Origin of the sequence: Nitrosospira sp. NpAV (assembly GCF_000832065.1) — a bacterium.
Lineage (GTDB): Bacteria > Pseudomonadota > Gammaproteobacteria > Burkholderiales > Nitrosomonadaceae > Nitrosospira.
Map to the genome: position 1 here is coordinate 187,045 of NZ_JXQM01000003.1, position 26,431 is coordinate 213,475.

Consider the following 26,431-nt stretch of genomic DNA (forward strand, 5'->3'; position numbering starts at 1 on the left):
TAATCCCGGCCTGATCGGCTGATAACTTGGCCTTTATACTTGACAGAAATTCGTATGAATTTCTGGAAACCAGGATCAAACCCTTCGAAGTAAAAAGCTCACACCGGGGAAATCGCCATGAGTGAAATATTCGATGTCATTATTGTCGGAGGCGGCACTGCCGGGCTCGCTGCCCTGCGGGAGGTAAGAAAGCGCACGCATAATTTTGTCCTTATCAACGACGGGCCTTGGGGAACAATCTGCGCCCGGGTGGGTTGCATGCCTTCCAAGCTGCTCATCGAGGCGGCAAATGCTTTTCACCATCGCGGCACTTTCGAGGAATTCGGTATCCGGGGCGGTGGCGGTCTCACACTCGATATCGCCGCCGCACTACGACGCGTACGCCGGCTGCGCGATGATTTTGTCGCCAGTACCTTAAAAACTACCGATACTCTGGGCAAGCGCGCCATTTCCGGCCGTGCGCGTCTGCTTGGCATTGGCAGACTGGAGGTAAATGGAAGGGAGCTCCGTGCACGTAATATCATCATCGCCACGGGTTCTCGCCCGGTTGTGCCGGCTTCCTGGCGCACGCTGGGCAAACAATTACTGACCACGGATACCTTATTCGAACAGGAATCCCTGCCTTCACGTATGGCGGTAGTCGGCTTGGGTCCCATCGGCGTTGAGATGGCCCAGGCACTTTCCCGGCTTGGTGTGGACGTAACGGCATTTGGTGAAAACAGCGCCATTGCCGGTTTGAGTGATCCGCAAATCAATACTGTTGCGCGAGAGCTTTTGGGACGTGAATTCCCTTTGTATCTGGGTGAGAAAGCTGATCTGGATGCTATAAATGAAGGTGTGCGAGTGAGATCCGGGACTAGGGAAGTCATCGTCGACCAAGTGCTTGTCGCTTTGGGCCGGCGCCCAAACATCAACGGCATCGGGCTTGAGACGCTGGGCGTCGAACTGAACGAACAGGGCTTGCCGCCGGTTGATCCGCACACCATGCAAGTGGCCGATCTGCCGGTTTTCATGGCCGGTGACGCCAATCAACAGATACCGCTGTTGCACGAGGCGGCTGATGGAGGACACATCGCCGGGATCAATGCCACCCGCTCCGTCCCGATTTGTTTTACACGCCGGACACCGCTGGCGATAGTCTTTGCCGATCCCGGTATTGCGACAGTCGGCAGCAGCTTCCGGGCGCTCGATGACAAAAAGACATTGTTGGGCGAAGTGCGCTTCGAACACCAGGGTCGTGCCCGGGCCGGTCAGCGCAACAAAGGCATCATGCATCTCTATGCGGAACCGGAAAGCGGCCGGCTGCTCGGTGCTGAAATGTGCGCACCCGCCGGCGAGCATATGGCGCATCTGTTGGCGCTGGCAATTGATCGTTCGCTGACGGTACAGGATATGCTGCGACTGCCGTTTTATCACCCGGTTCTCGAAGAGGGCCTACGCACCGCCTTGCGCGATCTGGCGGCGCAGCTTCCCCCCTGCGGCGAATCCGATCTCGCGGGCTGTGACGCATTCAAAGCCGATGCGCTGGATTGAGCTGGTTAATCAAGGGTAACCGGGCCGGACAGCTACCTGCTGGTATGGCAATCGTCGCATTGAATTCCGTGGATGAACCACGGTCCAAGGCGGGAGCATGTCATTGTCAGCACGGTACTCGGAACAAACGAGCAAAATAGGAAGATTACCTTTATGGATGAATTTGCATTTGCCAGAGTGCTCCATGTGCTGGGTGTGGTGTTGTGGATCGGAGGTGTAGCAATGGTCACCACCGTATTGATTCCCGCCATGGCACAAATGAGATCGGCAGCCGAGCGAACGGAATTTTTCAGCCGTGTCGAAAGCCGCTTCGCGCCTCAGGCGCGTTTCACCACGTTGCTCGTCGGCTTGAGCGGTTTTTACATGGTGCATATACTCAACGCATGGAGCCGTTTCGCAGAACTGCGTTTCTGGTGGATGCACGCCATGGTTCTGGTGTGGCTAATGTTTACCTTGATGCTATTTGTGGTGGAACCTTTTGTACTGCGCCGACAGATAAAAAGTACGTCGGAGCATGACTCGGAAAAGACTTTCGCGCGGATGCGGCGTATGCATTGGGTAATGCTAAGCTTGAGCCTCATCGCTGTGGCGGGAGCGGTGGCGGGTAGCCATGGCTGGATGCTGCGTGAAGATTAATCCTGAATCTGGAGACCGGATTCAGAAGTGAGAGTCAAGTGAGGCAAAAAATCATTGTGAGTCCTTGCGTTAAATTGACAAATGAGTGGTCTGCCGGCGGATTTTGGGCAATATGAGCTACGCGGCATTAAAAATGATTCATGTCACCAGCATCGTTATCAGCTATCTGCTGTTTTCCTTGCGTGGCGTGTGGATGATGCGGGGATCGGAGGCGCTGCAACAGCGCTGGGTAAAAATCACGCCGCACATAGTGGATACAGTACTGCTGACCAGCGCCATTGCGCTGGCTATCATGATTGACCAGGACCCGGTGAATAACTCATGGCTCACCGCCAAAATCATGGGCCTGCTGCTTTATATCGGTCTCGGCATGATGGCGTTGAGATTCGGAAAAACCCGCAAAGCAAAAATTTCCGCGTGGATCGCCGCTCAGCTCGTATTTATTTATATCGTACTGGTCGCCCTCACTAAAAACCCTACCGTATTTTCCTGATGTCATAAGCAATCAACATAGACCGGAGTTTAAACTTTTAGCGATCAAAATCATATGTGACGCATTATCTTTAGCGATTACTTTATAATTGCATCCGTTTATTGTGAAGGGCGTTAAGAGCAGGGTACAACGGAAAATAGGATTTCAATTCCACTGACCGCATTCAACCCTTATACTTCATCTCGCTACTTGCATTCAGGATTGAAATCGGCTTCTTCTAATCCAGATAATAATCCATTAGGAGATCGGATAACGGCAAGGCAGGTTGCGAGACAGCTTTGCCGCTTGGGAGAAATCCATAGCTGGGTCCATGGACGCCGGGCAAGCAGCGAAATGGCCGCAAACTGACCGCCAGCACGATAGGCTGGCACAGAGAGTCGCCTAGTAGATTACCTTGAATAATTACGGATGTTCATTTTGACCCTCCTCTTCAACGTTCAGCCCACATGCTAACCCGCTGGTGGGTTTATGCGATCGCCGCATTGTTTGCGGTGAGTCTGCTTGGTGTTCTATTAGTGGGTTTTGCGGCGCTGGTCACCATCCCCACACTACCCTCGCTTGAGGCATTAACCGATTACCGTCCGAAAATTCCTTTACGAGTCTACAGTGACGAGGGCCTCCTGATTGGAGAATTCGGCGAAGAGCGTCGTCAGGTGATTAAAATCAGTACGGCTCCAGAACGTCTTAAGAAGGCGATCCTGGCTGCCGAGGATGACCGGTTTTACCAGCATGGCGGGGTGGATTACATCGGTATATTGCGCGCCGCCTATTCCAATTTCGCGTCCGGCGGCGTACGCCAGGGCGCCAGCACCATTACCATGCAAGTCGCGCGGAATTTTTTCCTGACCAAGGAAAAAACACTGACCCGAAAATTCAGTGAGGCTTTACTTGCATTCAAGATCGAACACAGTTTGAGCAAGGATGAAATCCTTGAGCTTTATTTCAACCAGATTTATCTCGGGCAACGCGCCTATGGGTTCGCCGCGGCGGCACAGGTCTATTATGGCAAAACCCTGAATGACATCAACCTCGCTGAAGCGGCCATGCTTGCGGGTCTTCCCAAAGCACCCTCACGCTTCAACCCGGTAGTTAACATCAAGCGCGCCAAAGCGCGCCAACTTTATGTACTGCGGCGCATGCACGACTTGGGCTATATCTCCAATGAGGAATTCAAGGAAGCGGAAAAACAACCGATGCACGTCAAGCGTGAATCGCAGGAATTCACCATGCGCGCCGACTACATCGCCGAAATGGCGCGCCAGACGGTGTATGAACGTTATCAGGAGGATGCCTATACCAAAGGTTACCGGGTCTATACAACGGTAAAAAAACTGGATCAGGAAGCAGCCGGCAAGGCGGTGCGTCAGGGCGTGCTGGATTATGACAGGCGTCACGGCTACCGCGGCCCTGAGGGAATTATTGATCTAACCAAAAATGGCTCCGACCGAGAGGAAATACTGGAAGACGCGCTCCAGGAGGTATTCGACAGCGGTGATATTCATGCTGCCGTGGCGCTGGCCGCCGACCCCAAATTGGTCAAGGCATATCGCAGAGGCGGAGAGATCGTCGAAATCACCGGTGATGGCCTCAAGTTTGCACAAAAATTTCTCACAACCAGCAAGGCTGGCTCCAATCAACAGCATATCCGCCGAGGGTCGCTAATCCGTATATCGAAGAACGAAAAAGGTGCATGGCAAATTGTGCAACTTCCCCAGGTCGAGGCTTCGCTGGTATCGATAAATTCAAGAGACGGGGCGATTCTCGCCATGGTGGGCGGATTTGACTTCAATCGAAATCAATTCAACCACGTCACGCAGGCCTGGCGCCAGCCAGGTTCCAGTTTCAAACCCTTCGTTTATTCCGCCTCCCTCGAGAAGGGCTTTACGCCCGCGACCGTCATCAATGATGCGCCGCTCTTTTTTACCGCTGCGGAAACAGGAAGCGAAGATTGGGAGCCGAGAAATTTCGACGGCAATTTCGAAGGTCCATTACGCATGCGTGAAGCGCTTGCCAAATCCAAGAACCTGGTATCGATTCGCATTCTCCAGGCAATCGGCGTCCAGTATGCGCAGGATTACGTTGCCCGCTTTGGCTTCGATCCCAAACAGCATCCTCCCTATTTGCCGATGGCATTGGGCGCCGGATCGGTCACGCCGATGCAAATGGCGGTGGGGTATGCGGCATTCGCCAATGGGGGTTTTCGCGTGTCTCCCTATTTCATTAAGCGCATCGAGGATGTGAAAGGCAACGTACTGGAGCAATCGCAACCAGCGTTGGCGGCGGAAAAAGCGAAACAGATCATCGATCCACGCAACGCTTTTCTTATGACCAGCATGATGCAGGATGTGATCCAGCGAGGCACTGCGACCAAGGCAAAACAATTGAGCCGCACCGATCTCGCAGGGAAAACAGGCACTACCAATAATCACGTCGACGCGTGGTTTTGTGGTTATCAGGCGGATTTGGTCGCGATTGCCTGGATTGGCTTCGACACGCCCAGGCCGTTGGGTAATAAAGAAACGGGGAGCCACGCCGCTTTGCCCATCTGGATGAATTATATGGCCAAGGCGTTAAAAGGCGTTCCAGTGGCGGCTTATACACCTCCGCCAGGCATTACGACAGCTAAAATCAATCCCGCGACTGGATTGAGAGAAGCGAAAGGTACGATGACGGAGTATTTTCTGGAGGAGCAGTTACCACCGGAAGAGGATAGCGTGAATGGGGTGGATGAAGCGATCAAGTCTGCCGAGGACGTTATAAAAGAATTCCTCGCTCATTAAACCCAAGCATTGCGGCACGCCTCCAATTGCCTGTTTTCCCGAAAATTTACTCTTCCTGCTTAAGCCATCCCGCCACATCCATCGCATAGTAGGTCAGGATGCCATCCGCCCCTGCTCGCTTGAACGCCAGCATGGATTCCAGAACGCACGCTTTTTCATCCAGCCAGCCGTTTTGCGCAGCGGCTTTGAGCATGGCATATTCTCCGCTGACCTGGTAAACAAAAGTGGGTGCGCCGAACCGCTCCTTGACTCGCCGGACAATATCGAGATAGGGCAAGCCGGGTTTTACCATCACCATATCCGCTCCTTCTTCCAAATCCAGCTCTACTTCCCATAGCGCCTCGTCTGAATTGGCCGGGTCCATCTGATAAGTATACTTGTTTCCCGTACCCAGGTTGGCGGCCGAACCTACCGCGTCGCGAAACGGGCCATAGAAGCTGGACGCATATTTCGCGGAGTAAGCGAGAATACGGGTGTGAATGCACTTTCCGCTTTCAAGCGCGGATCGGATCGCGCCAATGCGCCCATCCATCATGTCCGATGGCGCGACCACGTCCGCGCCGGCTTGAGCATGCATCAGCGCCTGCTGTGCCAATACCGTCACAGTTTCTTCGTTCATTACATAGCCATTGGCGTCAATCAATCCGTCCTGACCATGACTGGTATAGGGATCGAGTGCCACGTCGGTGATGACCCCAAGTTCGGGGAAGCGCTTCTTCAATTCGCTTACGATGCGGGGTACGAGTCCCATTGGATTGAGCGCCTCGGCGGCGGTAAGACTCTTCAGACCAGGCCCGATAACGGGAAAAATAGCCATCGCGGGTATACCGAGTTGCAGGCATTTTTCCGCCCGATACATGAGCAGATCCAGGCTCTGCCGCATTACTCCCGGCATTGAAACTACCGTTTCTTCTTGTTTTTTTCCATCCAGTACAAATACCGGATAAATAAGATCATCCGAGTACAAACGATTCTCCCGCATCAAACGGCGGGAGAACTCGTCGCGCCGCATGCGCCGCATCCTTTTCTGTGGAAACTGGGTAAAAATTGACATGATCAACCTAAAAAAAGAATAAATTAGATAAAAATTTAAATATGGGGAACTTGTACACAAAATTTTTATCTTACTAGCAGACGGTGTTTAATTGTCTCCCGCTTTTCCTCCCTGAGCGGGTACCTTAATCCCTATTAAGGTAGTTTGCCCCCGGTTTTATTCCCCTTTAACCGGGGGTTTTTTATTTTTGTTTGCTGGCTTTGCTCAGCATTTAATTTCTGAATCAGATCCGTATCCAACCCAAACCACGTGCCCAGCAAGGCAGCCGCCTCTTCAACCCCTTCCCGGGTCATACTGGAAAATAATTGTACGCTACATTGCGGATACGTTTCGCGCAAGAACAACAGTACGTCCTTGAGTATTTTCGCGGCCTGCTGCCTGCTCAGCTTGTCTGACTTGGTAAGCAGCACATGTACCGGTTTTCCCGTTGACGCGAACCAGCTCAGCATTTGCCGGTCAAGCGGGGTCAAGGGATGCCGCACGTCCATGATCAGTACCATGCCATGAAGAGATTCGCGAGTCTGGAGGTAAGTGCTGAGCAAATGCTCCCAATGCTGGCGAATTTCGAGAGGGACTTTAGCATAACCGTAGCCGGGAAGATCAACCAGAAAACGACCGCTTCCCAGTTCAAAAAAATTGATGTGCTGGGTACGTCCCGGCGTTTTGCTGACGAAAGCGAGACGCGCACGGTTAGTGAGTGAATTGATGGCGCTGGATTTACCCGCATTGGAGCGTCCGGCGAAGGCTATCTCCACGCCATCCGGCGGCGGCAACTGCCGCAACTGATTAACCGTCGTATAGAAAGTTGTGTGCTGAAAAACAGACATATATTCCAGGTGGCTGAGATGCAAAGAAATGAATGCCTGGCTGGTTATACTCAAGAATCCAATTTTATGGCGCTTACCACAGTATTCTCCATATTCTCTCGGGCAATCAATACCAGGCCTTCCAGCACCAGATTATCTACTATTCTGACATTCAGATTAAGTCGGGGTTGCAACCGCTGCGCCGCACCGCCACAAAGGATACAGTCAGGCACATGGCCGAGAGTAGTAGTGAGTAATGCAGCCATGCGCTCCACCGCCCCTGCAAGCGCATGCATCGCACCACAGAATATGGCGTCGGCGGTGCTATCAGGATAATCGCAAAACTGTCCCTCACCGGATTTTAGCGATGCGGTATGTTCTATCAGCGTCGTTTGCATCATATCAACACCGGGGGTGATGATACCGCCGAGAAACTCTCCCGTATCGGAAAGCGCGTCAACGGTCATGGCAGTGCCGGCATCCACCACCAGACAACCCTGCCGCTGTAATTCCCACGCCGCAACCAGTGCTGCCCAGCGGTCGCTGCCAAGCTGTGCAGGGTCTGCGTAGTAATTGCGCACGCCGCATTGGTAGGCAACCGCGGTGACCCACTGTGGCTCTATCTTCCAGCGGGCAAATAGCTCGGACAAATCCGCCTTTGCATCCGTACCAGCGACGTTGGATACGAGGATATGCGCGGGTTCCCGCAGTTCTTGCCACTCCTGATCCAATAGCGCCTTCCTGGTGTGCGCTGCGATCCCCTGCTCGAGCCAGCTGCTTCCATCATGCAACCCCCATTTGACGTGGGTGTTACCCGAATCAACCATCAACAGAAGAGGTGAAGAGTCTGTCATTCTAAATCCGGTAGTTGTAGCGAACTCACCATAAAGGTGAAAGGCACGTGGCGAAGAAGGTCTCGAAAGTCTTTATGAGTCACAGTATTGAGCGGAACAATAAGCGATCAACCGCTGAAACTATGTTATACCATCCTGCATAGCGTGATCTCACCGCTACTGTAACCATGAATTCCTGCCGTAGTCTGTAGCAGCAACGATCCGTCAGCCGCTATGCCATGTACCACACCCTCCTGGCTCGAGCCATCGGGTAGACTCAGTATGACAGGCTTGTTTTCACATACGTGGTGATCCACCCATTCTTTCTGGAACGGCGCAAAGCCTCGATACTCGAATTCCCTTAACATCGTTGTAAGCTCAATCAACAGTACAGCCAGCAATTCATTGCGATCAGGCATTTCACCGGTGATGGTAAAGACATCTGTTGCGCCCTGGTCTATGCGAGCCTGTATGCTCTCCGGCAATTTCAGGTTCATGCCGACGCCGATCACCGCAACGGTGGGACCGAACATATCCCCCTGCAATTCGATCAGCGTTCCCGCCAGCTTACAGAAGCTAACCATCACATCATTCGGCCACTTAAGTACGGCATCCTTAATCCCTACCGATCTTAGCGCGCGTACGATAGCGACGCCGACCGCAAGACTCAAGCCCGACAGAAAGCTCGCGCCTTGCTGGAACCGCCATAGCAGAGAAAAAGTAAGACCGTCACCCAGGCCGGAATGCCATTGCCGCCCTCGCCGCCCTCGCCCGCGGGTTTGCAGTTCGGCTGCGATCACATGAATACCTGCATTGCCGGAATTCAATGCCATTGCAGCTTTTTGCAATAATAGACTACTGGTGGATTCGGCGGTATCCAGTATTTCCAGATGAAAATTGCGCGCTTCCTCGCCAAGATATTTGAGGATAGTGTCCCGCTCCAGCCAATGCACCGGGTCCGACAGACGGTAACCGCGCCCATGCACCGTGTGCATGGCCACGCCAACCGCCTCCAGGTCGCGAAGCGCATTGGAGATACTGGCGCGCGAGACATTCAATCTTTGGGCAAGGATTACGCCGGAATGGAATTCACCATCGCTCAACAGCCGCAGAATGGAAAAAGTAAGGGGCTTCATGACGGTCAGTGTAGTGTAAATATCCTCGCTTGTGTTATTGCGGCTTATAGGATGATCCTCTTTTTCGAATAAATTCTTGAGTCGTTTCCTGAGCTTGGCGAAAAGTTTGCCAACTCGAAGTACAATGAAAGACGTATTCAGGGAACCCCTGAATACGATTGCCACTATAATAGTTTGCCTGACGTATAAGAATGATATCCCGAGAGGCTGACTTGAAAGATAATTCCGCAACTATCCCCACCGCGCCGCCTGTTTCCAACTTCATCCGCAACATCATTGAAGAAGACAATCGCGCCGGCAAATGGAATGGACGAGTGGAAACCCGTTTCCCCCCCGAACCGAATGGCTACCTGCACATCGGACATGCTAAAAGCATCTGCCTCAATTTTGGTCTCGCGCATGATTATAATGGCGCATGCCACCTGCGCTTCGATGACACCAATCCCGAGAAAGAAGAGCAAGAATATGTTGATTCAATACTTGATTCGATCCGATGGCTCGGTTTCGATTGGGGCAAGCACCTCTACTATGCCTCCGATTATTTCGACAAACTTTACGAGTTTGCAGAATACCTCATCAATCAAGGGCAAGCTTACGTGGATAGCCTTACTGCCGAGGAAATACGCGCGTTCCGCGGTAGTCTGACCGAGACCGGACAGAACAGCCCCTACCGCGACCGTACTATTGCGGAGAACCTCGACTTGTTCCGCCGCATGAAAGCAGGGGAATTCGCTGATGGCGCTCACGTTTTGCGCGCCAAAATCGACATGTCCTCTCCCAACATCAATCTGCGCGACCCGGTGATCTACCGAATCCGCCGCGCTCATCATCACCGCACCGGCAATAAATGGTGTATCTACCCGATGTATGATTACACGCATTGCATTTCCGATGCGCTGGAGAAAATTACTCATTCGCTTTGCACGCTGGAATTCGAGGATCACCGTCCCCTCTACGACTGGGTGCTGGACCAGTTAAAAGATGTCGTTCCATGTCATCCGCAACAAATCGAGTTTGCACGGCTGAATCTCACCTATGCGGTAATGAGCAAGCGAAAACTGATCGAACTGGTCGAGAATGGTTTCGTCGATGGCTGGGACGATCCGCGCATGAATACGTTGGCTGGCGTGCGGCGTCGAGGCTACACGCCCGAGTCCATACGGCTGTTTGCGGAGCGCATTGGTGTCAGCAAAGCCGACTCATGGATAGAAATGGGCGTGCTGGAGGACTGCCTGCGCGAAGACCTGAATGAACGCGCTCCTCGGCGCATCGCCATCCTGGACCCGCTAAAGGTCGTTATCGACAATTATCCGGAAAACAGCGAGGAGGAATGCCTTGCTCCCAACCATCCGCAAAAACCGGATTGGGGAAAGCGCGTCGTGCCGCTATCGAAAATTATTTATATCGAAGCCAGCGATTTCATGGAGATTCCCTCCAAAGGCTATTTTCGCCTTTCCCCCGGTGCCGAAGTACGGTTACGCTATGCTTATATCATTAAATGTATAGGCGTCTTGAAAAATGCCAGCGGAGAAATCATGGAAATTCACTGCACCTATGATGCCGATACCAAAAGCGGTACGGAGGGAGCGGAAAAACGCAAAGTTAAAGGTAACATTCACTGGCTGTCGGCGAGACACGCGCAGCAGGCCGAAGTACGGCTTTATGATCGTCTTTTTACGCACGCCCATCCCGATACCGGCGGCAACGATTACAAGGCGTCTCTCAACTTGCATTCCAAGAAAACCATCACCGCGTACGTGGAACCTTTCCTCAATCAGACGCAGCCGGAAGACCGCTTTCAATTCGAACGTCACGGTTACTTCGTCGCCGACCGCGAGGACACAGTTCCGGGCAAACCGGTGTTCAACCGTGCGGTAACGTTGCGGGATTCATGGGGAAAAACCGGTGGATAAAAAGTCGCCTGATGTTGCAGTGGAATTATGCGGAATATGCTGTATGCCACGGCCGGATGCACCAGCGGGATCATTTTTCCTGTACGCACTTCGGGGCAGATGTGATGAATGTCGCGGAGAGGGCACCCGCGGTGCAGGAATATTTCTCTGTATCGCGTATCGGTGATCATAATCTGGTTATAATGTTACACTTCCCTTTCATGCATTTTTTCGCTAGCATAGGCATATATAAGGATGGGTAATTTTTCCGTGTTCCGTTATCTTATAGATCTATCTCGAGCGATCCAGACGTATAGCACCGATATCCCCTTGCCGCACGGCATTAGCCGAATATATTAATTTTTCAACGAGAACTCCATGAGCCAGCATATCCATTACGTCTCCGATGGAACATTTGAATCCGAGGTATTGCAATCAACCGTGCCCGTACTAGTTGATTACTGGGCGGAATGGTGTGGCCCATGCAAAATGATCGCACCTATTCTGGACGAAGTCGCGAAAGAATATGGGGAGCGCCTCAAGGTGGCAAAACTCAATATCGACGAAAATCAGGCCACACCGCCAAAATACGGTATTCGAGGTATCCCTACGCTCATGCTATTTAAGAATGGCAACATTGAGGCAACCAAGGTTGGCGCGCTATCAAAATCGCAACTGACCGCTTTTATTGACAGTCATATTTAAACCGGCTACTCTTGTGTTTGTTGTTTTCCTAAAGTAAGCAAAGCGGAACCCGATTGGACCCCCGCTTTTAATTCTTTCTCTGCCGCATCGCCTTCCCCCAACGTTTTCTGACGCTTTACGTCCCCTGTTTTTTCACCCACGATTCCGTCCATGCACTTATCCGACCTCAAGAACTTTCATGTCACCGAACTGGTAGAGATGGCTATTGCCAATGAAATAGACGGTGCCAATCGTCTGCGAAAACAGGATCTGATTTTCGCACTTTTAAAGAATCAGGCACGAAAGGGAGAGAGTATTTTTGGCGAAGGTACGCTGGAAGTCTTGCAGGACGGATTCGGATTCCTGCGATCGCCAGACACTTCCTATTTGGCGGGTCCGGATGACATCTATGTTTCCCCCAGTCAAATCAGGCGCTTCAACCTACATACCGGAGATTCGATAGAGGGCGAAATACGCACTCCAAAGGATGGCGAACGCTACTTCGCGCTGGTAAAGGTGGACAAGGTTAACAATGAGCCACCGGAAAATTCCAAGCATAAAATTCTGTTTGAAAACCTCACCCCGCTTTTTCCCACCCAACGGCTGCTGCTCGAACGCGATATCAAAGCTGAGGAAAACGTCACCAGTCGCATCATTGATCTCATTGCCCCCATTGGCAAGGGGCAGCGCGGCCTATTAGTGGCCAGTCCCAAATCTGGGAAAACGGTTATGCTGCAACACATCGCTCACGCGATCGCCGCCAACCATCCCGACGTAATGCTGATGGTGTTGCTGATAGACGAGCGCCCCGAAGAAGTGACCGAGATGATACGTTCGGTCAGAGGCGAAGTGGTCTCCTCCACTTTTGACGAGCCTGCGGTGCGCCATGTGCAAGTCGCCGACATGGTCATCGAAAAAGCCAAGCGGCTGGTGGAGCACAAGAAGGATGTAGTGATACTGCTGGACTCGATCACGCGCCTGGCACGCGCATACAACACGGTGGTGCCCGCCTCCGGCAAGGTGCTGACGGGCGGTGTGGACGCCAATGCATTGCAGCGTCCCAAGCGTTTTTTTGGCGCTGCACGCAATATCGAAGAAGGCGGCTCCCTCACCATCATCGCCACCGCGTTGGTCGACACCGGTTCGCGCATGGATGATGTGATCTACGAGGAATTCAAGGGCACCGGCAACATGGAAATCCACCTCGACCGGCGCATGGCGGAAAAACGGACCTACCCGGCGATCAACGTCAACCGCTCCGGCACCCGTAAAGAAGAATTGCTTATCAAGCCGGATGTGTTGCAGAAAATCTGGGTGCTGCGTAAGCTGCTCTATCCGATGGATGACATGGATGCAATGGAATTTTTGCTCGACAAGATCAAGGCCACAAAAAATAATGCGGATTTCTTCGATTCAATGCGACGAGTATAGATGCCATAACGAAATGGACTTTTGTCTCTGCATCATTCAGGCACCGGGCGCCAATAGTTTCGTATTTCTGATTCAAGGCCCGCCACTTATCCCCGCATAACAACCGCATTGTTGCAACCCCTTCCGGATTAAAGGATAATATGCGCCTTTCCGTTTCGCAGCCTGCCGGACGGGTATAGATCAAGGACACACACCATGAAAGCAGAAATTCATCCAGATTATCAGGAAATCACCGTGACCTGCAGTTGCGGCAACACGTTCCAGACCCGCTCCACCATGGGCAAGCCCTTGCATATAGAAGTATGTTCGGTCTGCCATCCGTTCTATACCGGTAAGCAAAAAATCGTTGACACCGCCGGACGGGTAGAAAAATTCCGCCAGAAATACGGCAAGAAGGCGGAAAAGCAGACAACGGCTTAACACTATCTCGATCGGTATGGGCCGTTACGGTAGAAAGGGAACCGGGTAACCAAGGGCAGCTTCAAGCTGCCCTTTTTTATTTCCTGCAACCTTTTCGTATATCAATCGTTAATGTCGCCATGAGGATCTCGTCCATACTTAAATTCATCGTTGCATTCTGCATGGCGTGTCTATTTACCGGCTGCGCGGTAAATCCGGTTACCGGCAACCGGAACTTCACTCTCATGTCGGAAGCCGATGAAATGAATAAAGGGCGGCAGGCGGCGGCGGAGATTCAGAAGAAATATGATAGTTACGATCTGCCAAGCCTCCAAAATTATGTGAATGCGGTCGGGCAAAAACTTGCAAAAAAAAGCCACCGGCCACAGCTCGAATACCATTTCACCGTCGTCGACAGCCCTCAGGTAAACGCTTTTGCCCTACCAGGCGGTTATATTTATGTCACGCGCGGTATTCTGGCGTATCTGAACTCCGAAGCCGAACTTGCCGCCGTATTGGGACACGAGATTGGCCACGTCACGGCACGTCACAGCGTACGGCAATATAGCGCCGCCGCTGCCACCAATGCCGCTGCCACCATTGGTGGTCTCGTGGCGGGGGTATTCATGCCGCAACTAGGTGGACAACTGGCACAAAGCCTTCAAAGTCTTCTAGGATTTACCGGGAGTGTCCTCCTTTCGGGATATGGTCGCAGCCATGAGCTGGAGGCGGACCGTCTGGGCGCCGAGTACCTTGCGCGGAGCGGCTATGACCCGCAGGCAATGATCAAGGTTATCGGTGTGCTGAAGAATCAGGAGCTATTCGACATTGAAGTCGCCAAGCAGGAAGGCCGGGAACCGCGCCGTTATCATGGTATTTTCGCTACCCACCCCGACAACGACACGCGCCTGCAGGAGGTGGTGGGTGAAGCGAACCAATACATCGAGCCGGCCGGCACGGATGATCGCCGTGCGGAATTCTTGCGCCAAACCGACGGTATGGTTTTTGGCGATGCTGCCAATCAAGGGATCGTGCGGGGAAATACGTTTCGACACAAGGACATGGGCTTCATGCTGTCGTTTCCGCCCGAGTGGCGTATACGCAATCAGCCGGATGAAGTGGTGGCGACCAGCCCCGACGGCGACGCACTGATGGTATTGAGTCTTTTCGGCGCTCCCCGCGGTTCCCCGGCCGATCTTGCCCGCGAACGCTTTCGCCTTGAATCTCCCGATCAGATTCTATCGATGACCAACAATGGCTTGCCTGTCGCGGTTGTGACCGCTACCACCCAGAATGGAGAGCCATTCAAGGCAGGCGTGATTTACCATGACAGCAAGGCATACCTTCTGGCGGGCAGAGGCAACTCTCCCGCCATATTCGACCGTTACCGGACGGCGATCTCCAATGCGATTGAGAGTTTCCGCGCACTCACCGATGCGGAGCGAAAATCCATTAAATCGCTGGAGATCAAAACCATCATGGCGAGGAAGGGCTTGAGCTACGCCGAGTTGGCACGGAACTCTCCCTTGGGCGTGAATGCGGAAAATTACTTGCGCTTACTTAACGGCCAATATCCTGATGGTGAGCCAGTGCCCGGCCAAAGAATCAAAATTGTCAAGTAAGCCCTCGCTTCCGCGATAACTATTGGCTTTCTTCCGTATCTCTTTTTGCCAAGCTGAAATGCTTGTTTTCCTCAATGCGGCCTACGCGTTTTGCGCCAAAAGGGGATAGTCCGTAATCACGCCATCTACACCGAGTTCGCGGCAGTAGTCGTGCTCCATTTTTGTCATCGGCCCATAAACAAAATTACGAAAACCGTCCGCAATCGCCTGCTTCAACAGATTATCATCCAGAACTTCATAATCCCACACAATATGATTGACTCGGGGATTGCCCTCGCAATCAAAGTCGGCCAGCAAGGAGGTAAGCGTTTGCGGCCGATGCGCTACCAACAGGCCGCAATTAACCATAAGGGATGATGCGCAGATCGCAATCAGGTCGTGACGGAAGGAGGTGACAATAATACGGTGACCGGCTTGATGTTTTTCGAGCACTTTGATAACCGAGGATAATGCCTTCGCCGTCTTGATCTCGATATTCCACAAGATACCGGAGAATTGCTCCAACGCTTCATCCAGTGTGGGCACCTCATGTCCTGCGGCCTGCTCGATGTCTCGGCGGGTAAGGCTGTCCACGGCTTGTCCCGAGATCACACGATCATGAATCAGCACCGGCAAGCCATCGAGACTGATGCGCACATCGGTTTCGATGCCATTTACACCCAGCGCCACCGCTGCTTCAAAAGCTGCCAGGGTATTTTCGGGGACCGCGGCGTGAACACCCCGGTGAGCGATTACCAGCATGGCTTGTTCCCAAGTAAATTCAATTTATCAAACATGGTCCTGACTAGTCTCCTTCATAGTAAAGTTATTGCTTTAGCTGTGTATCCATAAACCTACCCAACGCTTCTATCCATTCTTCCCGCATGAAAATGAAACCGCTGTTGTGACCGCCCTGCAGCTCCAGGAACTGCTTCGGCTCCGGTGCGGCCTGATATAACGCCTGGCCATGCGCGAACGGCACAATATCATCCTGCGAACTATGCGCGACAAACACCGGGCAGGCAACAGACCGCAAGTACTCAATCGTGTTGTAGTTGAAACGGGACAGCAGACGTACTGGCAGAAAGGGATAAATTTTTGCCGCCATGTCGGGTACCGAGGTAAATACCGATGCGAGCACCAGCGCCCCCGGCTTTTCGCTCATCGCAAGCCATGCCGCCACCGCGCCGCCGAGCGATTCACCAAACAGCACAATGTGGGCAGATGGAGTACCTTTTGCTTCGGTGAGATAACGCCATGCTGCCTGGGCATCGAGAAAAGTACCGGATTCCGAGGGCGAGCCACTGCTCTGGCCGTAGCCGCGATAATCAAAAATGAATGTGTTGTAACCGAGCCGATAAAACATCAGCAGATATTCCAGGCGATGCGAAATGTTGCCGGCGTTACCGTGAAAGAACAGTATGGTTCCTTTCGCAGCAGGGGCCGGCACAAACCAGCCATGCAGAGTTTCGCCGTCGGTCGTAGAAATTTCCACGGGCTCGTAGGCGAGCCCTACATAATCAGGAGCGGCGATAATATTTCGCCCGGATTCCGGATAATAGATAAGGCCCGGCTGGGCAATAAATATCACCAGTGCCAGCGCACCGTATGCGATCGCAGCCACAATGCCTAAGCTAAACAACATACGCATGGCTAGAAATTGTTTAATCGCGCGGACTCACCGTTATAATAGTTGATTTTCAGTTACCAGGAGCAAGAATACAAATGAATCTCGACCGGGTAAATTCTGGCCGCGACGTGCCCAGCGATTTCAACGTCATCATAGAAATCCCCATGAACGCCGACCCCATCAAGTACGAGGTCGATAAGGAAACCGGTGCGATGTTTGTGGATCGCTTCATGTCCACGTCAATGCACTATCCGTGCAACTACGGCTATATTCCTCACACGCTATCGAAAGATGGAGATCCGGTGGATGTGCTGGTGATATCGCCGGTTCCCCTCATTTCCGGCGTGGTAGTGCGCTGCAGGTCGCTGGGCATGTTGAAAATGACCGATGAGGCCGGCGAGGATGCCAAGGTATTGGCGGTACCTATCGACAAGCTGTGCGGTCTCTACCGCAAAAAAAAATCCTACGATGATTTACCGGAACTGGTGCGCTCACAAATCGCACATTTCTTTGCGCACTACAAAGATCTTGAAGCCGGCAAATGGGTCAAAATAAATGGCTGGGCTGGCGTCAAAGAAGCCAAGGCAGAAATTATGGGCGGGGTCAAGCGCTATAATTCAGCCAAAAAGAAGCCGATGTTTTAAGATTCGATTCGACGCAACGCATTTTATTGATCCGGCGTGTAACACACGTGGTTCCGGCTGAATTTCGTGTCCCAATACGGAATAGCGAAATTTGTGGCACCCTCTCGATAATCAATAGCAAAACATGAACGCAAGAAGAAATGAGCTGGCTTGAACCCGTGGAGTTGAAGGGGGCGATTGTGACACTCGCGCCTCTCGGGATTAATGACGTCGAACCGTTAAAAGCTGCGGTATCGGATGGAGAGCTCTGGAAACTCTGGTTTGCGAAGGTACCCTCACCGGAGCAAATGGAAAGCTATGTGAGGCACGCTGTTGAAGACGCAGCGAAAGGAAATATCGCGTTTGCTGTCAGACTCAATAAAACAGACAGGATTGTTGGCACTACCCGTTTTTATAACGTTGACGAGTTAAACCAAAGGCCAATGCTGGGCTATACCTGGTACGCGAAATCAGTCTGTAAGACGGGCGTGAATAGTGAAAGCAAGTTCCTGTTGCTTCAATATATCTTTGAGCAGAAAAATGCTATCGCGGTGGAATTCAGAACTCATTATTTCAATCAGATCTCCCGAACGTCAATTGAAAGGCTAGGTGCAAAACAAGACGGAATTTTACGCAACCACCAAAGAATGTCCGATGGCTCAATCCGTGATACGGTTGTTTATTCTATACTTCAGCATGAATGGCCGGCGGTGAAAAACAACCTGTTGAGCAGGCTCTGTGCCAACAGCCGTGATACCTGAAATAAAATACAACCTGGCTCTGGCGTGTAGTTGGAATTATTTTGATTTTTCGGCCTCTAAATTCAAAGATCCAACCACGCCCGTTTGTTTGCGACAGATAGATGCGGAAAGCGCGGGGCGTTAGCGAAATCCATTGAAGGTGAGTGGTTTTGCCGCTGACCAAAAATTTATGGAGAGAGGCATGAGCGCTGATGATTACAGGGAATGGCTGTTAAGTCGACGAAAAATGCTGACCCTTCTCGGGGCAACGGGAATAAATATGCTTGCCGGGTGCTCGTCTCGCGGCGCCGGCACCAGGGAAGTAAATGGGAAGACACTTTCTTGTATCGTCACCCCCCAGCAGACTGAAGGCCCCTATTTTGTTGAAGAGCATCTGGCTCGCTCAGATATCCGGTCCGACCCCGCCGATGGGTCTGTGAAAGAAGGGCTGCCACTTACGCTCGAGATTCGCGTTTCCTCAGTAGATAAAGCCCATTGCAGGCCGCTCGCAGGTGCTACGGTGGATATCTGGCACTGTGATGCCGACGGAGTATATTCGGATGTCGTGGATAGTAATTTTAATACTCTCGGGAAAAAGTTCCTGCGTGGCTCTCAGGTAACGGATACCAATGGCAGCGTGCGTTTCCTCACGATTTATCCTGGCTGGTATCCGGGCAGGACACCTCATATACACTTCAAGATCCGTACCGATCCGAAGCATATGCGGGCCTATGAATTCACCTCGCAGCTCTACTTCGATGACTCGCTTTCGGATCTCGTCTATGCGCAGCAGCCGTATGCGAGAAGAGGGCCGCGCGGCCGGGGAAACAAGGGGGACGCCATTTTCTGGATGGGTGGAAGCCAGTTGGTGCTTACCCTCGTACAGACTGCGCAAGGCTACGCGTCAACGTTCGACGTCGGACTTGACATAGGCTGATCTCATCCAAAAATACCGGGACTTCGAATGCAGCGCAAGATTATCCGGCCGGTCCTCTAGACAAGCTTGAATGCTGACTCAAGAAGACGGGGGGACCGCTCGCCGAGCGACGCCTGGATCGCATCAGCCGCGGTTTCCAGGAAAATGAACTGTAAGACGGATCGCGTCGCTTCGGGTACCTCGCTCAGATCTTTCTGGTTGCGGGCCGGCAACAACACCCTGCGCAGGCCGGCGCGTTGCGCGGCAAGCACCTTCTCCTTGATGCCACCCACGGGTAATACCAATCCCCGCAAACTGATTTCACCCGTCATCGCCACGTCGTGATGCACAGGCCGATCGGTAAAAAGTGACGTGAGCGCCACAAACATGGCGACTCCGGCACTGGGACCATCCTTTGGGATGGCGCCTGCCGGCACGTGCACATGTACGTCAATACCGTCGAACATTGCCGCAGGAATATTGAGTTCGTTTGCATGCGCCTTTAACAGGGTAAGGGCCGCCTGGGCGCTCTCCTTCATTACATCACCCAGCTGCCCGGTCAGAAGCAGTTGCCCTCTGCCGGCTACCCGCGTTGCTTCGATGAAAAGGATGTCACCGCCCACCGGCGTCCAGGCCAAACCGGTGGCCACTCCCGGAAGACTGGTACGCAGTCCGATTTCATGCTCGAATTTCGCAGGTCCGAGGATAGCGTCCAGATCCGCGGCATCAACCCGTACATGGAGACGTTCATCGTCGGCGATGCGCATGGCCGCGCGGCGCATTACGCGCCCAATTTCCCGTTCGAACTGGCGCACCCCGGCCTCATGAGTGTAATTGGCAATGATGCTATCCAGCGCTGCGGCTGTCAGTTCGCACTGCGCTTCGCTCAAACCATTCGCCTCGCGTTGACGGCGCACCAGGTAGCGTAGCGCAATCTGAAGCTTTTCCTCGCGGGTATAGCCCGGCAGATCGATAATCTCCATGCGGTCGCGTACCGGGGGCGGTACATGATCGATCACATTCGCCGTGGCAATGAAGACAACGCGGCTCAAATCAAACGGTACGCCAAGATAATTGTCGCGAAAAGTCGAATTTTGTTCTGGATCCAGCACTTCAAGCAGAGCCGCCGATGGATCGCCGTGGAGGCTGGCCGACATCTTGTCGACCTCATCAAGCATCATCACACAATTGCGTGCACCGGCTTTGCGCAAACTTTGCACGATATTGCCCGGCATAGCGCCAATATAAGTGCGGCGGTGACCGCGCATTTCAGCTTCGTCGTGCACCCCGCCCAGCGATACGCGGACGAAAGTTCGCTGCAATGCGCGCGCGATGCTCTGGCCGAGGGAGGTCTTGCCGACCCCCGGCGGTCCGACGAAACATAGAATTGGTGCACGTCCCTGAGGCTTGAGCTTTTGTACCGCCAGGAATTCGACAATGCGCTGTTTGACACGATCGAGTCCGAAGTGGTCGGCCTCGAGAATTTGACGTGCGGCATTCAAGTCGATAGGCGGATCGGCCGGCAGCCGCCAGGGCAGTTCAGACATCCATTCCAGATAAGTATGGAGCATGGAATACTCACTCGATGCGCTCGGCATACGTTGCAGCCGCTGCAATTCTTTTCGTGCCTGCGCTTCAATCTCATCCGGCATGCCGGCGTTGGTTATCGCCTCACCAAGCTGCTCAATTTCCTGATCGTTGCCATCACTCTCTCCGAGTTCCTTCTGGATGGTCTTCAATTGTTCACGTAAAAGAAACTTGCGTTCGCGATCCTCCAGTTGTTCCTTCGTACGCTCACCGATCTCCTGCGACAACCTGAGCACTTCGATGCGGCGCGACAGGATCTGCAACACCTTTTGCAATCTCTCCTCGGTGCGCATGGTCTCGAGCAGCATCTGTTTCTCGCTCACTTCCGTATCGAGCAGGCTGGCCGTGATATCCGCCAGATGCGACGGAGCACGCGTTGCCTGGAGTGCATGCGCAAGCTCGGCGGGAACACCAGGCAGCAATGACAGGATTTCGACCGCGCGTTCACGCAGTTGCATGGCAAGCGCCTCGGCCTGGGTAGACACCAGCTCCGACTCATCGATACGCTGCACACGTGCTGCCAGGAATGGGTAGCCCTCCACCAGTTCCTCAATGCGAAAACGCTCAATCCCCTGGCATACGGCATGGCGTAACCCGTCGACCGAAGCAATATGCCGCACGACATTAGCCACCGTACCGATGGGGCATAGCGCATCGATGCCCGGATCATCGATAGCGGCATCCTTCTGCAGCACAATGCCGACCGGGGCACTGGACCGAAGCGCGTGCTCAACAGCGGCGATCGACTTTACGCGGCCAACGGTAATGGGCATCAGTACATGCGGAAACAATACGACATTGCGCATGGGCACCAGCGCAATCACCCCATCGGGCAGGTCGAATCTGGTTGCGGCAATTTGTTCCATGGCAATTCTCTCCGGTAAGAAACAATTCCTGGATCTGTCGCACAGATCAATGCCTGGCTCTGCGCTATACTGAAGACTTCCTTCAAGAAGAGTGGCGTGGAAAAACGTTGCATTGAAAGATAGGAATCTCACACACCGTTGTCTCAGTCTAGCATGGGTCACCCAAACGTCAACTTGAGTGGATCTTTGCTGAGCAGTCAAATTCTTTGTGATGCCGACGAGAAATAGGAGTTCCCGCAATCATCGCTCATTCTTAAGTTAGCGCTTTGATTCCAAATATTTTTTTGTCATGGGATACAGATTGAAGGGCTCAGCCACCATACCGGTTCGCCCAGCAGCCAACAATTCTCGCGCTCTACATGCTGGGTATATGACCATTGTGTGCCGCGTACGGATTTCATACAATCAAACTCGGGTGGTCGTACCACGGCGGGAACCCGCCCAATTAATCGCTGGAGGGTAAAATGAGCAAATACCTCGTACAGCTGGACTTCATTTCCTTTATCAAATTCAATTCACTGGCATTTTGTTGTGCCAATACGTTGTTTTCGCCTTTCAATGCCTTTTATACCTTTCAGAGCAGCGGCATTGGCAAAGCAGTTCTTGTTATCCTTTTAGCGCCATTTGCCGGCCTGCTTCTGGGGCTGTTCTTTGGCACTCTCGCTTTCCCGCTTTATAAGTTCCTGACTGCCCGTAGCCAATTTCTTGCCGCGCTTTCAGGGAGTTTCCAGAAATTACCGGACAGCTCCGTAAATGAACCTGTGACCGATGACTAGCAGCCCGCCGGACTTAACAGGATGTTGAAAAACCCTGTCCAATCCATGAAAATGGCATAATAAGGTCATTGAATTCAACGAAACAGGAATTTCATGCGAAGTACCGATACCACCCAAGCGGCGATCATCAGCCTTCCCCGCATGGTTGCGTATATTCGATTTTCATTTGTCAGATAAACCTGGGCAATCGTTCTTCCCTCAGGGCTGCAGGAGAAAACATGACTATAGGAAAACCACCCGAGACTTGGTACTGGTCACACGACATTGAGTCGGATCAAATCGGCGGCATAGTGGCACCGGGCATGCATCTAATGCGTTTGTCGAGCTATGGCACAGGTAGTCATCGACGCTTCGCTGCGTTGGTGTTCAAAGACCCCGGACCCGAGTGCAGTTACGCGCTCGATCTCGACGCCGCCGCGGTCGAGACCCGGTTGCGCGAAACCGGTGCTCGGCCAGTTGCCATCACTGTCGATGCCAGCGGGTCGCAGCCACGATTTTCATTGGTTTTGCAAAAAGTGCCGGAGCCGCTGTCTAATCTATATGTCGATCTGGATGAAACCAGCGTGCGCAAGCTCCTCCTCGATGACCACCAGAACATTGCTGACTTCGTCACGTATGTCACGGATGGCGCCCGCAAATACGCCGTGATTCTGGAGGAGCGATCCGGACCCTCGTGGTTTCTCACCCATGTCACGGCGCACGAACTCGATGTTAGGCTCACAGAACTTGGCGCAAATTTACTGCGTGTGCGCGCCTATGCCGAGGACGGCCAGCGGCGGTTCGCTGCGGTTGCTGAGCAGTCGAGCAGCGTTAAATGGGCGTGGTACGCCGATCTTGATGCTGACGCAGTGGCCAGTAAGCTCGATGCCAACAATGCCTATCCCTTTGATCTCGACGCCACGCGCGACGAGCGCGGGGTCCGCTTTACGGTGGTAATGTATCGCGACAAACCATAATGTTACCTGGACACACGCCCGACGTTGCACGTCCGGCTCAGACCTCATACAATCGAATGCCTTGCTAAATGACCAGCCAACCTAAGCCACGCGACAAAGGTCCCTACCCCTTTCCTTACCTTAAAAGCCTATATTGAAAACCAAGGCAACCGTCGAAGAAGTACTTTCCCGCATCCCCGGTCCCGTCACGGCGGAGTGGCCCATGGGCGAGCGCTTCGCCGTCGCTCTTGCCCATGGCACCATGTCAGTGGAGTATTACGCGCCTGCCGGCCATGACCCGCAAACCCCGCATGAGCAGGATGAAATCTATTTCATCCATAGAGGAACGGGGGAACTCATCATTGGCGGAAATTCGCATCCGTTCAAGGCAGGTGATTGTCTTTTTGTGGCGGCTAATGTGGAACACCAGTTTAAGAATTTCTCCAGCGATTTCGGAACATGGGTAGTATTCTGGGGACCGCAAGGTGGCGAAAGAGGCGAAAGCCCCTGATCCATCCGGCGCTGGGATAAGCTGTCAAACAGCTAAAAACGCCAACTCATGAAGGGAATCAACTTATGAACAACCTTCCTCTGAATCAGCTCGGCCCCCGCGAATCCACGCCTGGTGTGGTAAATTTCGGCATATTGCTGCCATGGGTTTCGGCGGCAAACGGCAATCGGCTATTCGTGAAAATCATTCACGAGCGCGACCAGTTCATCCAGGCGACTCAACCGCTAGCGTTTGAACTGCGGCATGATGTCAATGCTGATTATGGCGATATCTGGTCGGTAACCGTCGATTTCAACACGACTCACGACTCACAGCCAAGCTCGCATTTCGGCGCGCCTGGCCGGCATGTGTACCGCTTCGAGCTGCACAATCCGAATGTCGGCGCATTGGACTGGATTGTCGATCCTTACGCGCGCGAGTATGCCATCGGCAAACTCTCGGCCTTTACGCTCGGCTACATCCCCTATTCCTGGAGTGCCGGCGAAACGGGTTGGAAAACACCCGCGCTAAACGACTTGATTCTTTATGAGCTGAACCTCGCGGAATTTGGGACCGGCTTGCAAGGTGCCATCGACCGGCTCGACTACCTTGCCGATCTCGGTGTGAATGCGCTGTCGGTAATGCCCGTCAACAATGTCTCGCTGGAGGTTGACTGGGGTTATCTGCCGCTAGGCTATTTTGGAGTCGATGAACGCTTTGGGCGGCGCGAGGATTTCCAGCGCTTCGTCGACGCGGCGCACCAGCGCGGACTGGCGGTGATTGTTGACGCGGTTTATGGTCATACCGGCGAGGATTTCCCTTACGCCGACCTCTACCGGCGGCTCCAGTACCAGGAAAATCCGTTTATGGGGTGGTTTGCTGAGAACTATTTCGGTGTCAGCACTGATTTCAACCGCACGCTGACCCGCGATTTCTTTTTCAGCGTCAATCTCCACTGGCTGAATACTTATCATATCGATGGCTTCCGCTACGATTGTGTACCGAACTATTGGGATGGCGCGCTGGGTGTGGGTTATGCCAATCTGGCCTTCCACACCTATGAATACGTCAAAACCTCGATCGCCAGTTTGACCCGGTTCGATGCGCCGGAAGGCCCGCGATTGATCCAGATCGCCGAGCAACTGGAAGCTCCGGAACAAATCCTTGAACAAAGCTACAGCAATGCCACCTGGCAGAATGCCACTTATGGAGCCGCGGTGGCTTGCGCTCGCGGCGCCGCAGGTGCGATCGAGAATCTGGGCCAGCGTCTCGGTGCGCTTGGCTATATCGAACGCACCACTCACAACGGCGAAACAATAGCCAAGGCGCCGCTGCAATATATCGAGAACCACGATCACAGCCGTTTTCTATGTGAGTTTGGCCTGGATCAGCGCGACTGGAATTTGCTATTTGCGGAAGGCAACCGTAAGCAATGGTATCGGCTCCAGCCCTATTTGATTGCGTTGCTGGCGGCCAAAGGCATTCCCATGCTATGGCAGGGCCAGGAATTCGGCGAGAACTACTTTTTGCCCGATACCGGCCTTGGCCGGGTGTTACTGCTGCGGCCGCTGCGCTGGGATTATTTCTACGACACGGCGGGTAAAAACTTGGTCAGGCTGACCCGCGCGCTGATAAACCTGCGCAAGAATTGCACTGAACTGCGTCGTGGCAGCCATTATTTCTACAACGACTACGAGCGTTACCTATCGCGTGGCATTCTGCTGTTCCAGCGCGAGGCCGCTGCTGCGGTAAGCCTTGTGGCAGTAAATTTCACCGGGATCGAACAGACTGTGCCATTCGTTTTTATGCGCGCCGGTGGCTATAACGAGCAGTTGCACGGGCAAGACAACTTTTCTGTCGATGGGGGGCAGGAGCGCAGGCTAACTATTCCATCCAATTACGGCCGCATATGGCGAAGCATTTGATTATTTTCTGGTGATCCAAACGATCCAACAATGCCCTGCTCAGGATATCTTATAGAAAAACAAATTTGTCAGTACCCTTTATAGGGGTATACAATCTGAACGCTATGACCAAACGCCGCCATACCTATTCTGTCATGCTTTTATTGTTCGTCAGCATGCTGACGAATGCATTTGGCTGGGCGTTTAATGGTGAAGTATTTGCCCACGAACTGGATCATGAGCACCACGTACTCTCCCTCGATCCGGCGGCGCATCTTAAGGCACATCAAGAGAGCGTTTTCAGGGATGAGGGGCATCTGGATGCAGCCACTCATCTGTGCCTCCATGCGGCTGGGCAATATCAGCCCTTTTTCTTGACGATGCCTCCATTAGTACCTGCTTCTGCCGGGGCGGAAGTCTTGATGACATTTATTTCTGTCACCGTTCCCGAATCCATTCCGGATTCCCCGCTCCATCCTCCTCGAAACACCCTCACAAGCTAGCAGCCTTTCGGACTTAACGGAAATCGGCTGCAGAAGCGTCTGGCCGGTCTATATTTCGCCGTTTTTTCGACCGATAGAATAACTATCGGTCGTCAAAATCGTCAAAATTCATCCTCACCCAGCCGCATTTTCGCTTCGATTCTTTAAGTCCGACAGGCTGGTGTCCTACCGGGGCCGTCCCTC

General features: G+C 52.9%; 25 protein-coding genes. 17 read left to right on the forward strand and 8 right to left on the reverse strand.

The window, feature by feature from the left end; genetic code table 11:
• Nucleotides 1-117: 117 nt before the first annotated feature.
• The 4 genes from SQ11_RS03240 (at nt 118) to SQ11_RS03255 (ending at nt 5,442) form a co-directional block, all read left to right on the forward strand.
• Nucleotides 118-1,533 (forward strand): dihydrolipoyl dehydrogenase, encoded by a 1,416-nt coding sequence (locus SQ11_RS03240; protein WP_041512692.1) that lies wholly within the window; start codon nt 118-120, stop codon nt 1,531-1,533.
• Nucleotides 1,534-1,686: 153 nt separating this feature from the next.
• Entirely contained in the window at nt 1,687-2,169 is a 483-nt protein-coding gene (locus SQ11_RS03245) for a membrane protein (RefSeq protein ID WP_041512693.1), read from the forward strand.
• Nucleotides 2,170-2,281: 112 nt separating this feature from the next.
• On the forward strand, nt 2,282-2,662 hold the full coding sequence (locus SQ11_RS03250; RefSeq protein WP_041512694.1) for a SirB2 family protein: 381 nt from the start codon (nt 2,282-2,284) through the stop codon (nt 2,660-2,662).
• A 446-nt stretch (nt 2,663-3,108) separates the two neighbouring features.
• Nucleotides 3,109-5,442: a penicillin-binding protein 1A gene (locus SQ11_RS03255; protein WP_041512695.1), complete on the forward strand. Its 2,334-nt coding sequence runs from the start codon at nt 3,109-3,111 to the stop codon at nt 5,440-5,442.
• Nucleotides 5,443-5,488: 46 nt separating this feature from the next.
• Here SQ11_RS03255 and hemB read toward each other — a convergent pair whose 3' ends face one another.
• The 4 genes from hemB to SQ11_RS03275 all read right to left on the reverse strand — a co-directional run bounded on the left by hemB (nt 5,489) and on the right by SQ11_RS03275 (nt 9,436).
• A complete protein-coding gene (hemB, locus tag SQ11_RS03260; protein WP_041512696.1) occupies nt 5,489-6,496 on the reverse strand; it encodes a porphobilinogen synthase in 1,008 nt (335 codons plus the stop codon).
• A 134-nt stretch (nt 6,497-6,630) separates the two neighbouring features.
• A complete protein-coding gene (yihA, locus tag SQ11_RS03265) occupies nt 6,631-7,323 on the reverse strand; it encodes a ribosome biogenesis GTP-binding protein YihA/YsxC (protein ID WP_041512878.1) in 693 nt (230 codons plus the stop codon).
• 50 nt (nt 7,324-7,373) lie between these two features.
• Nucleotides 7,374-8,156, reverse strand: coding sequence for a type III pantothenate kinase (locus SQ11_RS03270; protein ID WP_052493953.1), 783 nt, complete (start codon nt 8,154-8,156; stop codon nt 7,374-7,376).
• A gap of 125 nt (nt 8,157-8,281) precedes the next feature.
• Nucleotides 8,282-9,436 carry a biotin--[acetyl-CoA-carboxylase] ligase gene (locus SQ11_RS03275; RefSeq protein WP_306463959.1) on the reverse strand — a complete coding sequence of 385 codons (1,155 nt, stop codon included), beginning with the start codon at nt 9,434-9,436 and terminating at the stop codon, nt 8,282-8,284.
• Between the two features lie 47 nt (nt 9,437-9,483).
• Between SQ11_RS03275 and SQ11_RS03280 the strand changes: the two genes are divergently transcribed.
• Nucleotides 9,484-11,184, forward strand: a complete 1,701-nt coding sequence (locus SQ11_RS03280) for a glutamine--tRNA ligase/YqeY domain fusion protein (protein ID WP_198140780.1) — start codon at nt 9,484-9,486, stop codon at nt 11,182-11,184.
• A gap of 357 nt (nt 11,185-11,541) precedes the next feature.
• A complete protein-coding gene (trxA, locus tag SQ11_RS03290; RefSeq protein ID WP_041512698.1) occupies nt 11,542-11,868 on the forward strand; it encodes a thioredoxin TrxA in 327 nt (108 codons plus the stop codon).
• 5 nt (nt 11,869-11,873) lie between these two features.
• On the opposite strand, the gene SQ11_RS17145 is transcribed toward trxA, so the two are convergent.
• The gene (locus SQ11_RS17145; protein WP_156972394.1) at nt 11,874-12,020 is read right to left on the reverse strand and encodes a hypothetical protein; all 147 of its coding nucleotides are present in this window, start codon (nt 12,018-12,020) and stop codon (nt 11,874-11,876) included.
• Between SQ11_RS17145 and rho the strand changes: the two genes are divergently transcribed.
• The 3 genes from rho (at nt 12,019) to SQ11_RS03305 (ending at nt 15,299) form a co-directional block, all read left to right on the forward strand.
• Nucleotides 12,019-13,278: a transcription termination factor Rho gene (gene rho, locus SQ11_RS03295; RefSeq protein WP_041512699.1), complete on the forward strand. Its 1,260-nt coding sequence runs from the start codon at nt 12,019-12,021 to the stop codon at nt 13,276-13,278. The genes SQ11_RS17145 and rho overlap by 2 nt on opposite strands.
• A gap of 195 nt (nt 13,279-13,473) precedes the next feature.
• A complete protein-coding gene (rpmE, locus tag SQ11_RS03300) occupies nt 13,474-13,698 on the forward strand; it encodes a 50S ribosomal protein L31 (RefSeq protein WP_041512700.1) in 225 nt (74 codons plus the stop codon).
• A gap of 161 nt (nt 13,699-13,859) precedes the next feature.
• Nucleotides 13,860-15,299 carry a M48 family metalloprotease gene (locus SQ11_RS03305; protein ID WP_232297873.1) on the forward strand — a complete coding sequence of 480 codons (1,440 nt, stop codon included), beginning with the start codon at nt 13,860-13,862 and terminating at the stop codon, nt 15,297-15,299.
• An 81-nt stretch (nt 15,300-15,380) separates the two neighbouring features.
• Here SQ11_RS03305 and SQ11_RS03310 read toward each other — a convergent pair whose 3' ends face one another.
• Complete coding sequence (locus SQ11_RS03310) at nt 15,381-16,040, reverse strand: glycerophosphodiester phosphodiesterase (RefSeq protein ID WP_041512702.1); 660 nt, start codon at nt 16,038-16,040, stop codon at nt 15,381-15,383.
• A gap of 64 nt (nt 16,041-16,104) precedes the next feature.
• The gene (locus SQ11_RS03315; RefSeq protein ID WP_232297874.1) at nt 16,105-16,902 is read right to left on the reverse strand and encodes an alpha/beta hydrolase; all 798 of its coding nucleotides are present in this window, start codon (nt 16,900-16,902) and stop codon (nt 16,105-16,107) included.
• A gap of 101 nt (nt 16,903-17,003) precedes the next feature.
• Between SQ11_RS03315 and ppa the strand changes: the two genes are divergently transcribed.
• The 3 genes from ppa to SQ11_RS03330 all read left to right on the forward strand — a co-directional run bounded on the left by ppa (nt 17,004) and on the right by SQ11_RS03330 (nt 19,208).
• Complete coding sequence (ppa, locus tag SQ11_RS03320) at nt 17,004-17,552, forward strand: inorganic diphosphatase (RefSeq protein ID WP_041512704.1); 549 nt, start codon at nt 17,004-17,006, stop codon at nt 17,550-17,552.
• Nucleotides 17,553-17,692: 140 nt separating this feature from the next.
• The gene (locus SQ11_RS03325; RefSeq protein ID WP_041512705.1) at nt 17,693-18,292 is read left to right on the forward strand and encodes a GNAT family N-acetyltransferase; all 600 of its coding nucleotides are present in this window, start codon (nt 17,693-17,695) and stop codon (nt 18,290-18,292) included.
• A 181-nt stretch (nt 18,293-18,473) separates the two neighbouring features.
• A complete protein-coding gene (locus tag SQ11_RS03330; RefSeq protein ID WP_041512706.1) occupies nt 18,474-19,208 on the forward strand; it encodes an intradiol ring-cleavage dioxygenase in 735 nt (244 codons plus the stop codon).
• A gap of 56 nt (nt 19,209-19,264) precedes the next feature.
• Here the strand turns inward: SQ11_RS03330 and lon are convergent, their stop codons facing one another.
• Entirely contained in the window at nt 19,265-21,640 is a 2,376-nt protein-coding gene (gene lon / locus SQ11_RS03335) for an endopeptidase La (RefSeq protein ID WP_041512707.1), read from the reverse strand.
• A gap of 464 nt (nt 21,641-22,104) precedes the next feature.
• Between lon and SQ11_RS03340 the strand changes: the two genes are divergently transcribed.
• The 5 genes from SQ11_RS03340 to SQ11_RS03360 all read left to right on the forward strand — a co-directional run bounded on the left by SQ11_RS03340 (nt 22,105) and on the right by SQ11_RS03360 (nt 26,248).
• Nucleotides 22,105-22,416, forward strand: coding sequence for a hypothetical protein (locus SQ11_RS03340; protein ID WP_041512708.1), 312 nt, complete (start codon nt 22,105-22,107; stop codon nt 22,414-22,416).
• A gap of 218 nt (nt 22,417-22,634) precedes the next feature.
• A complete protein-coding gene (locus tag SQ11_RS03345; RefSeq protein ID WP_041512709.1) occupies nt 22,635-23,372 on the forward strand; it encodes a hypothetical protein in 738 nt (245 codons plus the stop codon).
• A gap of 133 nt (nt 23,373-23,505) precedes the next feature.
• Complete coding sequence (locus tag SQ11_RS03350; protein WP_041512710.1) at nt 23,506-23,862, forward strand: cupin domain-containing protein; 357 nt, start codon at nt 23,506-23,508, stop codon at nt 23,860-23,862.
• 65 nt (nt 23,863-23,927) lie between these two features.
• Nucleotides 23,928-25,766 (forward strand): alpha-amylase family glycosyl hydrolase, encoded by a 1,839-nt coding sequence (locus SQ11_RS03355; RefSeq protein ID WP_041512711.1) that lies wholly within the window; start codon nt 23,928-23,930, stop codon nt 25,764-25,766.
• Between the two features lie 104 nt (nt 25,767-25,870).
• Nucleotides 25,871-26,248 carry a hypothetical protein gene (locus SQ11_RS03360; protein WP_041512712.1) on the forward strand — a complete coding sequence of 126 codons (378 nt, stop codon included), beginning with the start codon at nt 25,871-25,873 and terminating at the stop codon, nt 26,246-26,248.
• Nucleotides 26,249-26,431: the final 183 nt, after the last annotated feature.

Bases quoted from the DNA above. Each gene is read 5' to 3' on its own strand.
- SQ11_RS03240 (WP_041512692.1), top strand. From the start codon at position 118: ATGAGTGAAATATTCGATGTCATTATTGTCGGAGGCGGCACTGCCGGG.
- SQ11_RS03245 (WP_041512693.1), top strand. From the start codon at position 1,687: ATGGATGAATTTGCATTTGCCAGAGTGCTCCATGTGCTGGGTGTGGTG.
- SQ11_RS03250 (WP_041512694.1), top strand. From the start codon at position 2,282: ATGAGCTACGCGGCATTAAAAATGATTCATGTCACCAGCATCGTTATC.
- SQ11_RS03255 (WP_041512695.1), top strand. From the start codon at position 3,109: ATGCTAACCCGCTGGTGGGTTTATGCGATCGCCGCATTGTTTGCGGTG.
- hemB (WP_041512696.1), bottom strand. From the start codon at position 6,496: ATGTCAATTTTTACCCAGTTTCCACAGAAAAGGATGCGGCGCATGCGG.
- yihA (WP_041512878.1), bottom strand. From the start codon at position 7,323: ATGTCTGTTTTTCAGCACACAACTTTCTATACGACGGTTAATCAGTTG.
- SQ11_RS03270 (WP_052493953.1), bottom strand. From the start codon at position 8,156: ATGACAGACTCTTCACCTCTTCTGTTGATGGTTGATTCGGGTAACACC.
- trxA (WP_041512698.1), top strand. From the start codon at position 11,542: ATGAGCCAGCATATCCATTACGTCTCCGATGGAACATTTGAATCCGAG.
- rho (WP_041512699.1), top strand. From the start codon at position 12,019: ATGCACTTATCCGACCTCAAGAACTTTCATGTCACCGAACTGGTAGAG.
- SQ11_RS17145 (WP_156972394.1), bottom strand. From the start codon at position 12,020: ATGGACGGAATCGTGGGTGAAAAAACAGGGGACGTAAAGCGTCAGAAA.
- rpmE (WP_041512700.1), top strand. From the start codon at position 13,474: ATGAAAGCAGAAATTCATCCAGATTATCAGGAAATCACCGTGACCTGC.
- SQ11_RS03305 (WP_232297873.1), top strand. From the start codon at position 13,860: ATGGCGTGTCTATTTACCGGCTGCGCGGTAAATCCGGTTACCGGCAAC.
- SQ11_RS03310 (WP_041512702.1), bottom strand. From the start codon at position 16,040: ATGCTGGTAATCGCTCACCGGGGTGTTCACGCCGCGGTCCCCGAAAAT.
- ppa (WP_041512704.1), top strand. From the start codon at position 17,004: ATGAATCTCGACCGGGTAAATTCTGGCCGCGACGTGCCCAGCGATTTC.
- SQ11_RS03325 (WP_041512705.1), top strand. From the start codon at position 17,693: ATGAGCTGGCTTGAACCCGTGGAGTTGAAGGGGGCGATTGTGACACTC.
- SQ11_RS03330 (WP_041512706.1), top strand. From the start codon at position 18,474: ATGAGCGCTGATGATTACAGGGAATGGCTGTTAAGTCGACGAAAAATG.
- lon (WP_041512707.1), bottom strand. From the start codon at position 21,640: ATGGAACAAATTGCCGCAACCAGATTCGACCTGCCCGATGGGGTGATT.
- SQ11_RS03340 (WP_041512708.1), top strand. From the start codon at position 22,105: ATGAGCAAATACCTCGTACAGCTGGACTTCATTTCCTTTATCAAATTC.
- SQ11_RS03345 (WP_041512709.1), top strand. From the start codon at position 22,635: ATGACTATAGGAAAACCACCCGAGACTTGGTACTGGTCACACGACATT.
- SQ11_RS03355 (WP_041512711.1), top strand. From the start codon at position 23,928: ATGAACAACCTTCCTCTGAATCAGCTCGGCCCCCGCGAATCCACGCCT.
- SQ11_RS03360 (WP_041512712.1), top strand. From the start codon at position 25,871: ATGACCAAACGCCGCCATACCTATTCTGTCATGCTTTTATTGTTCGTC.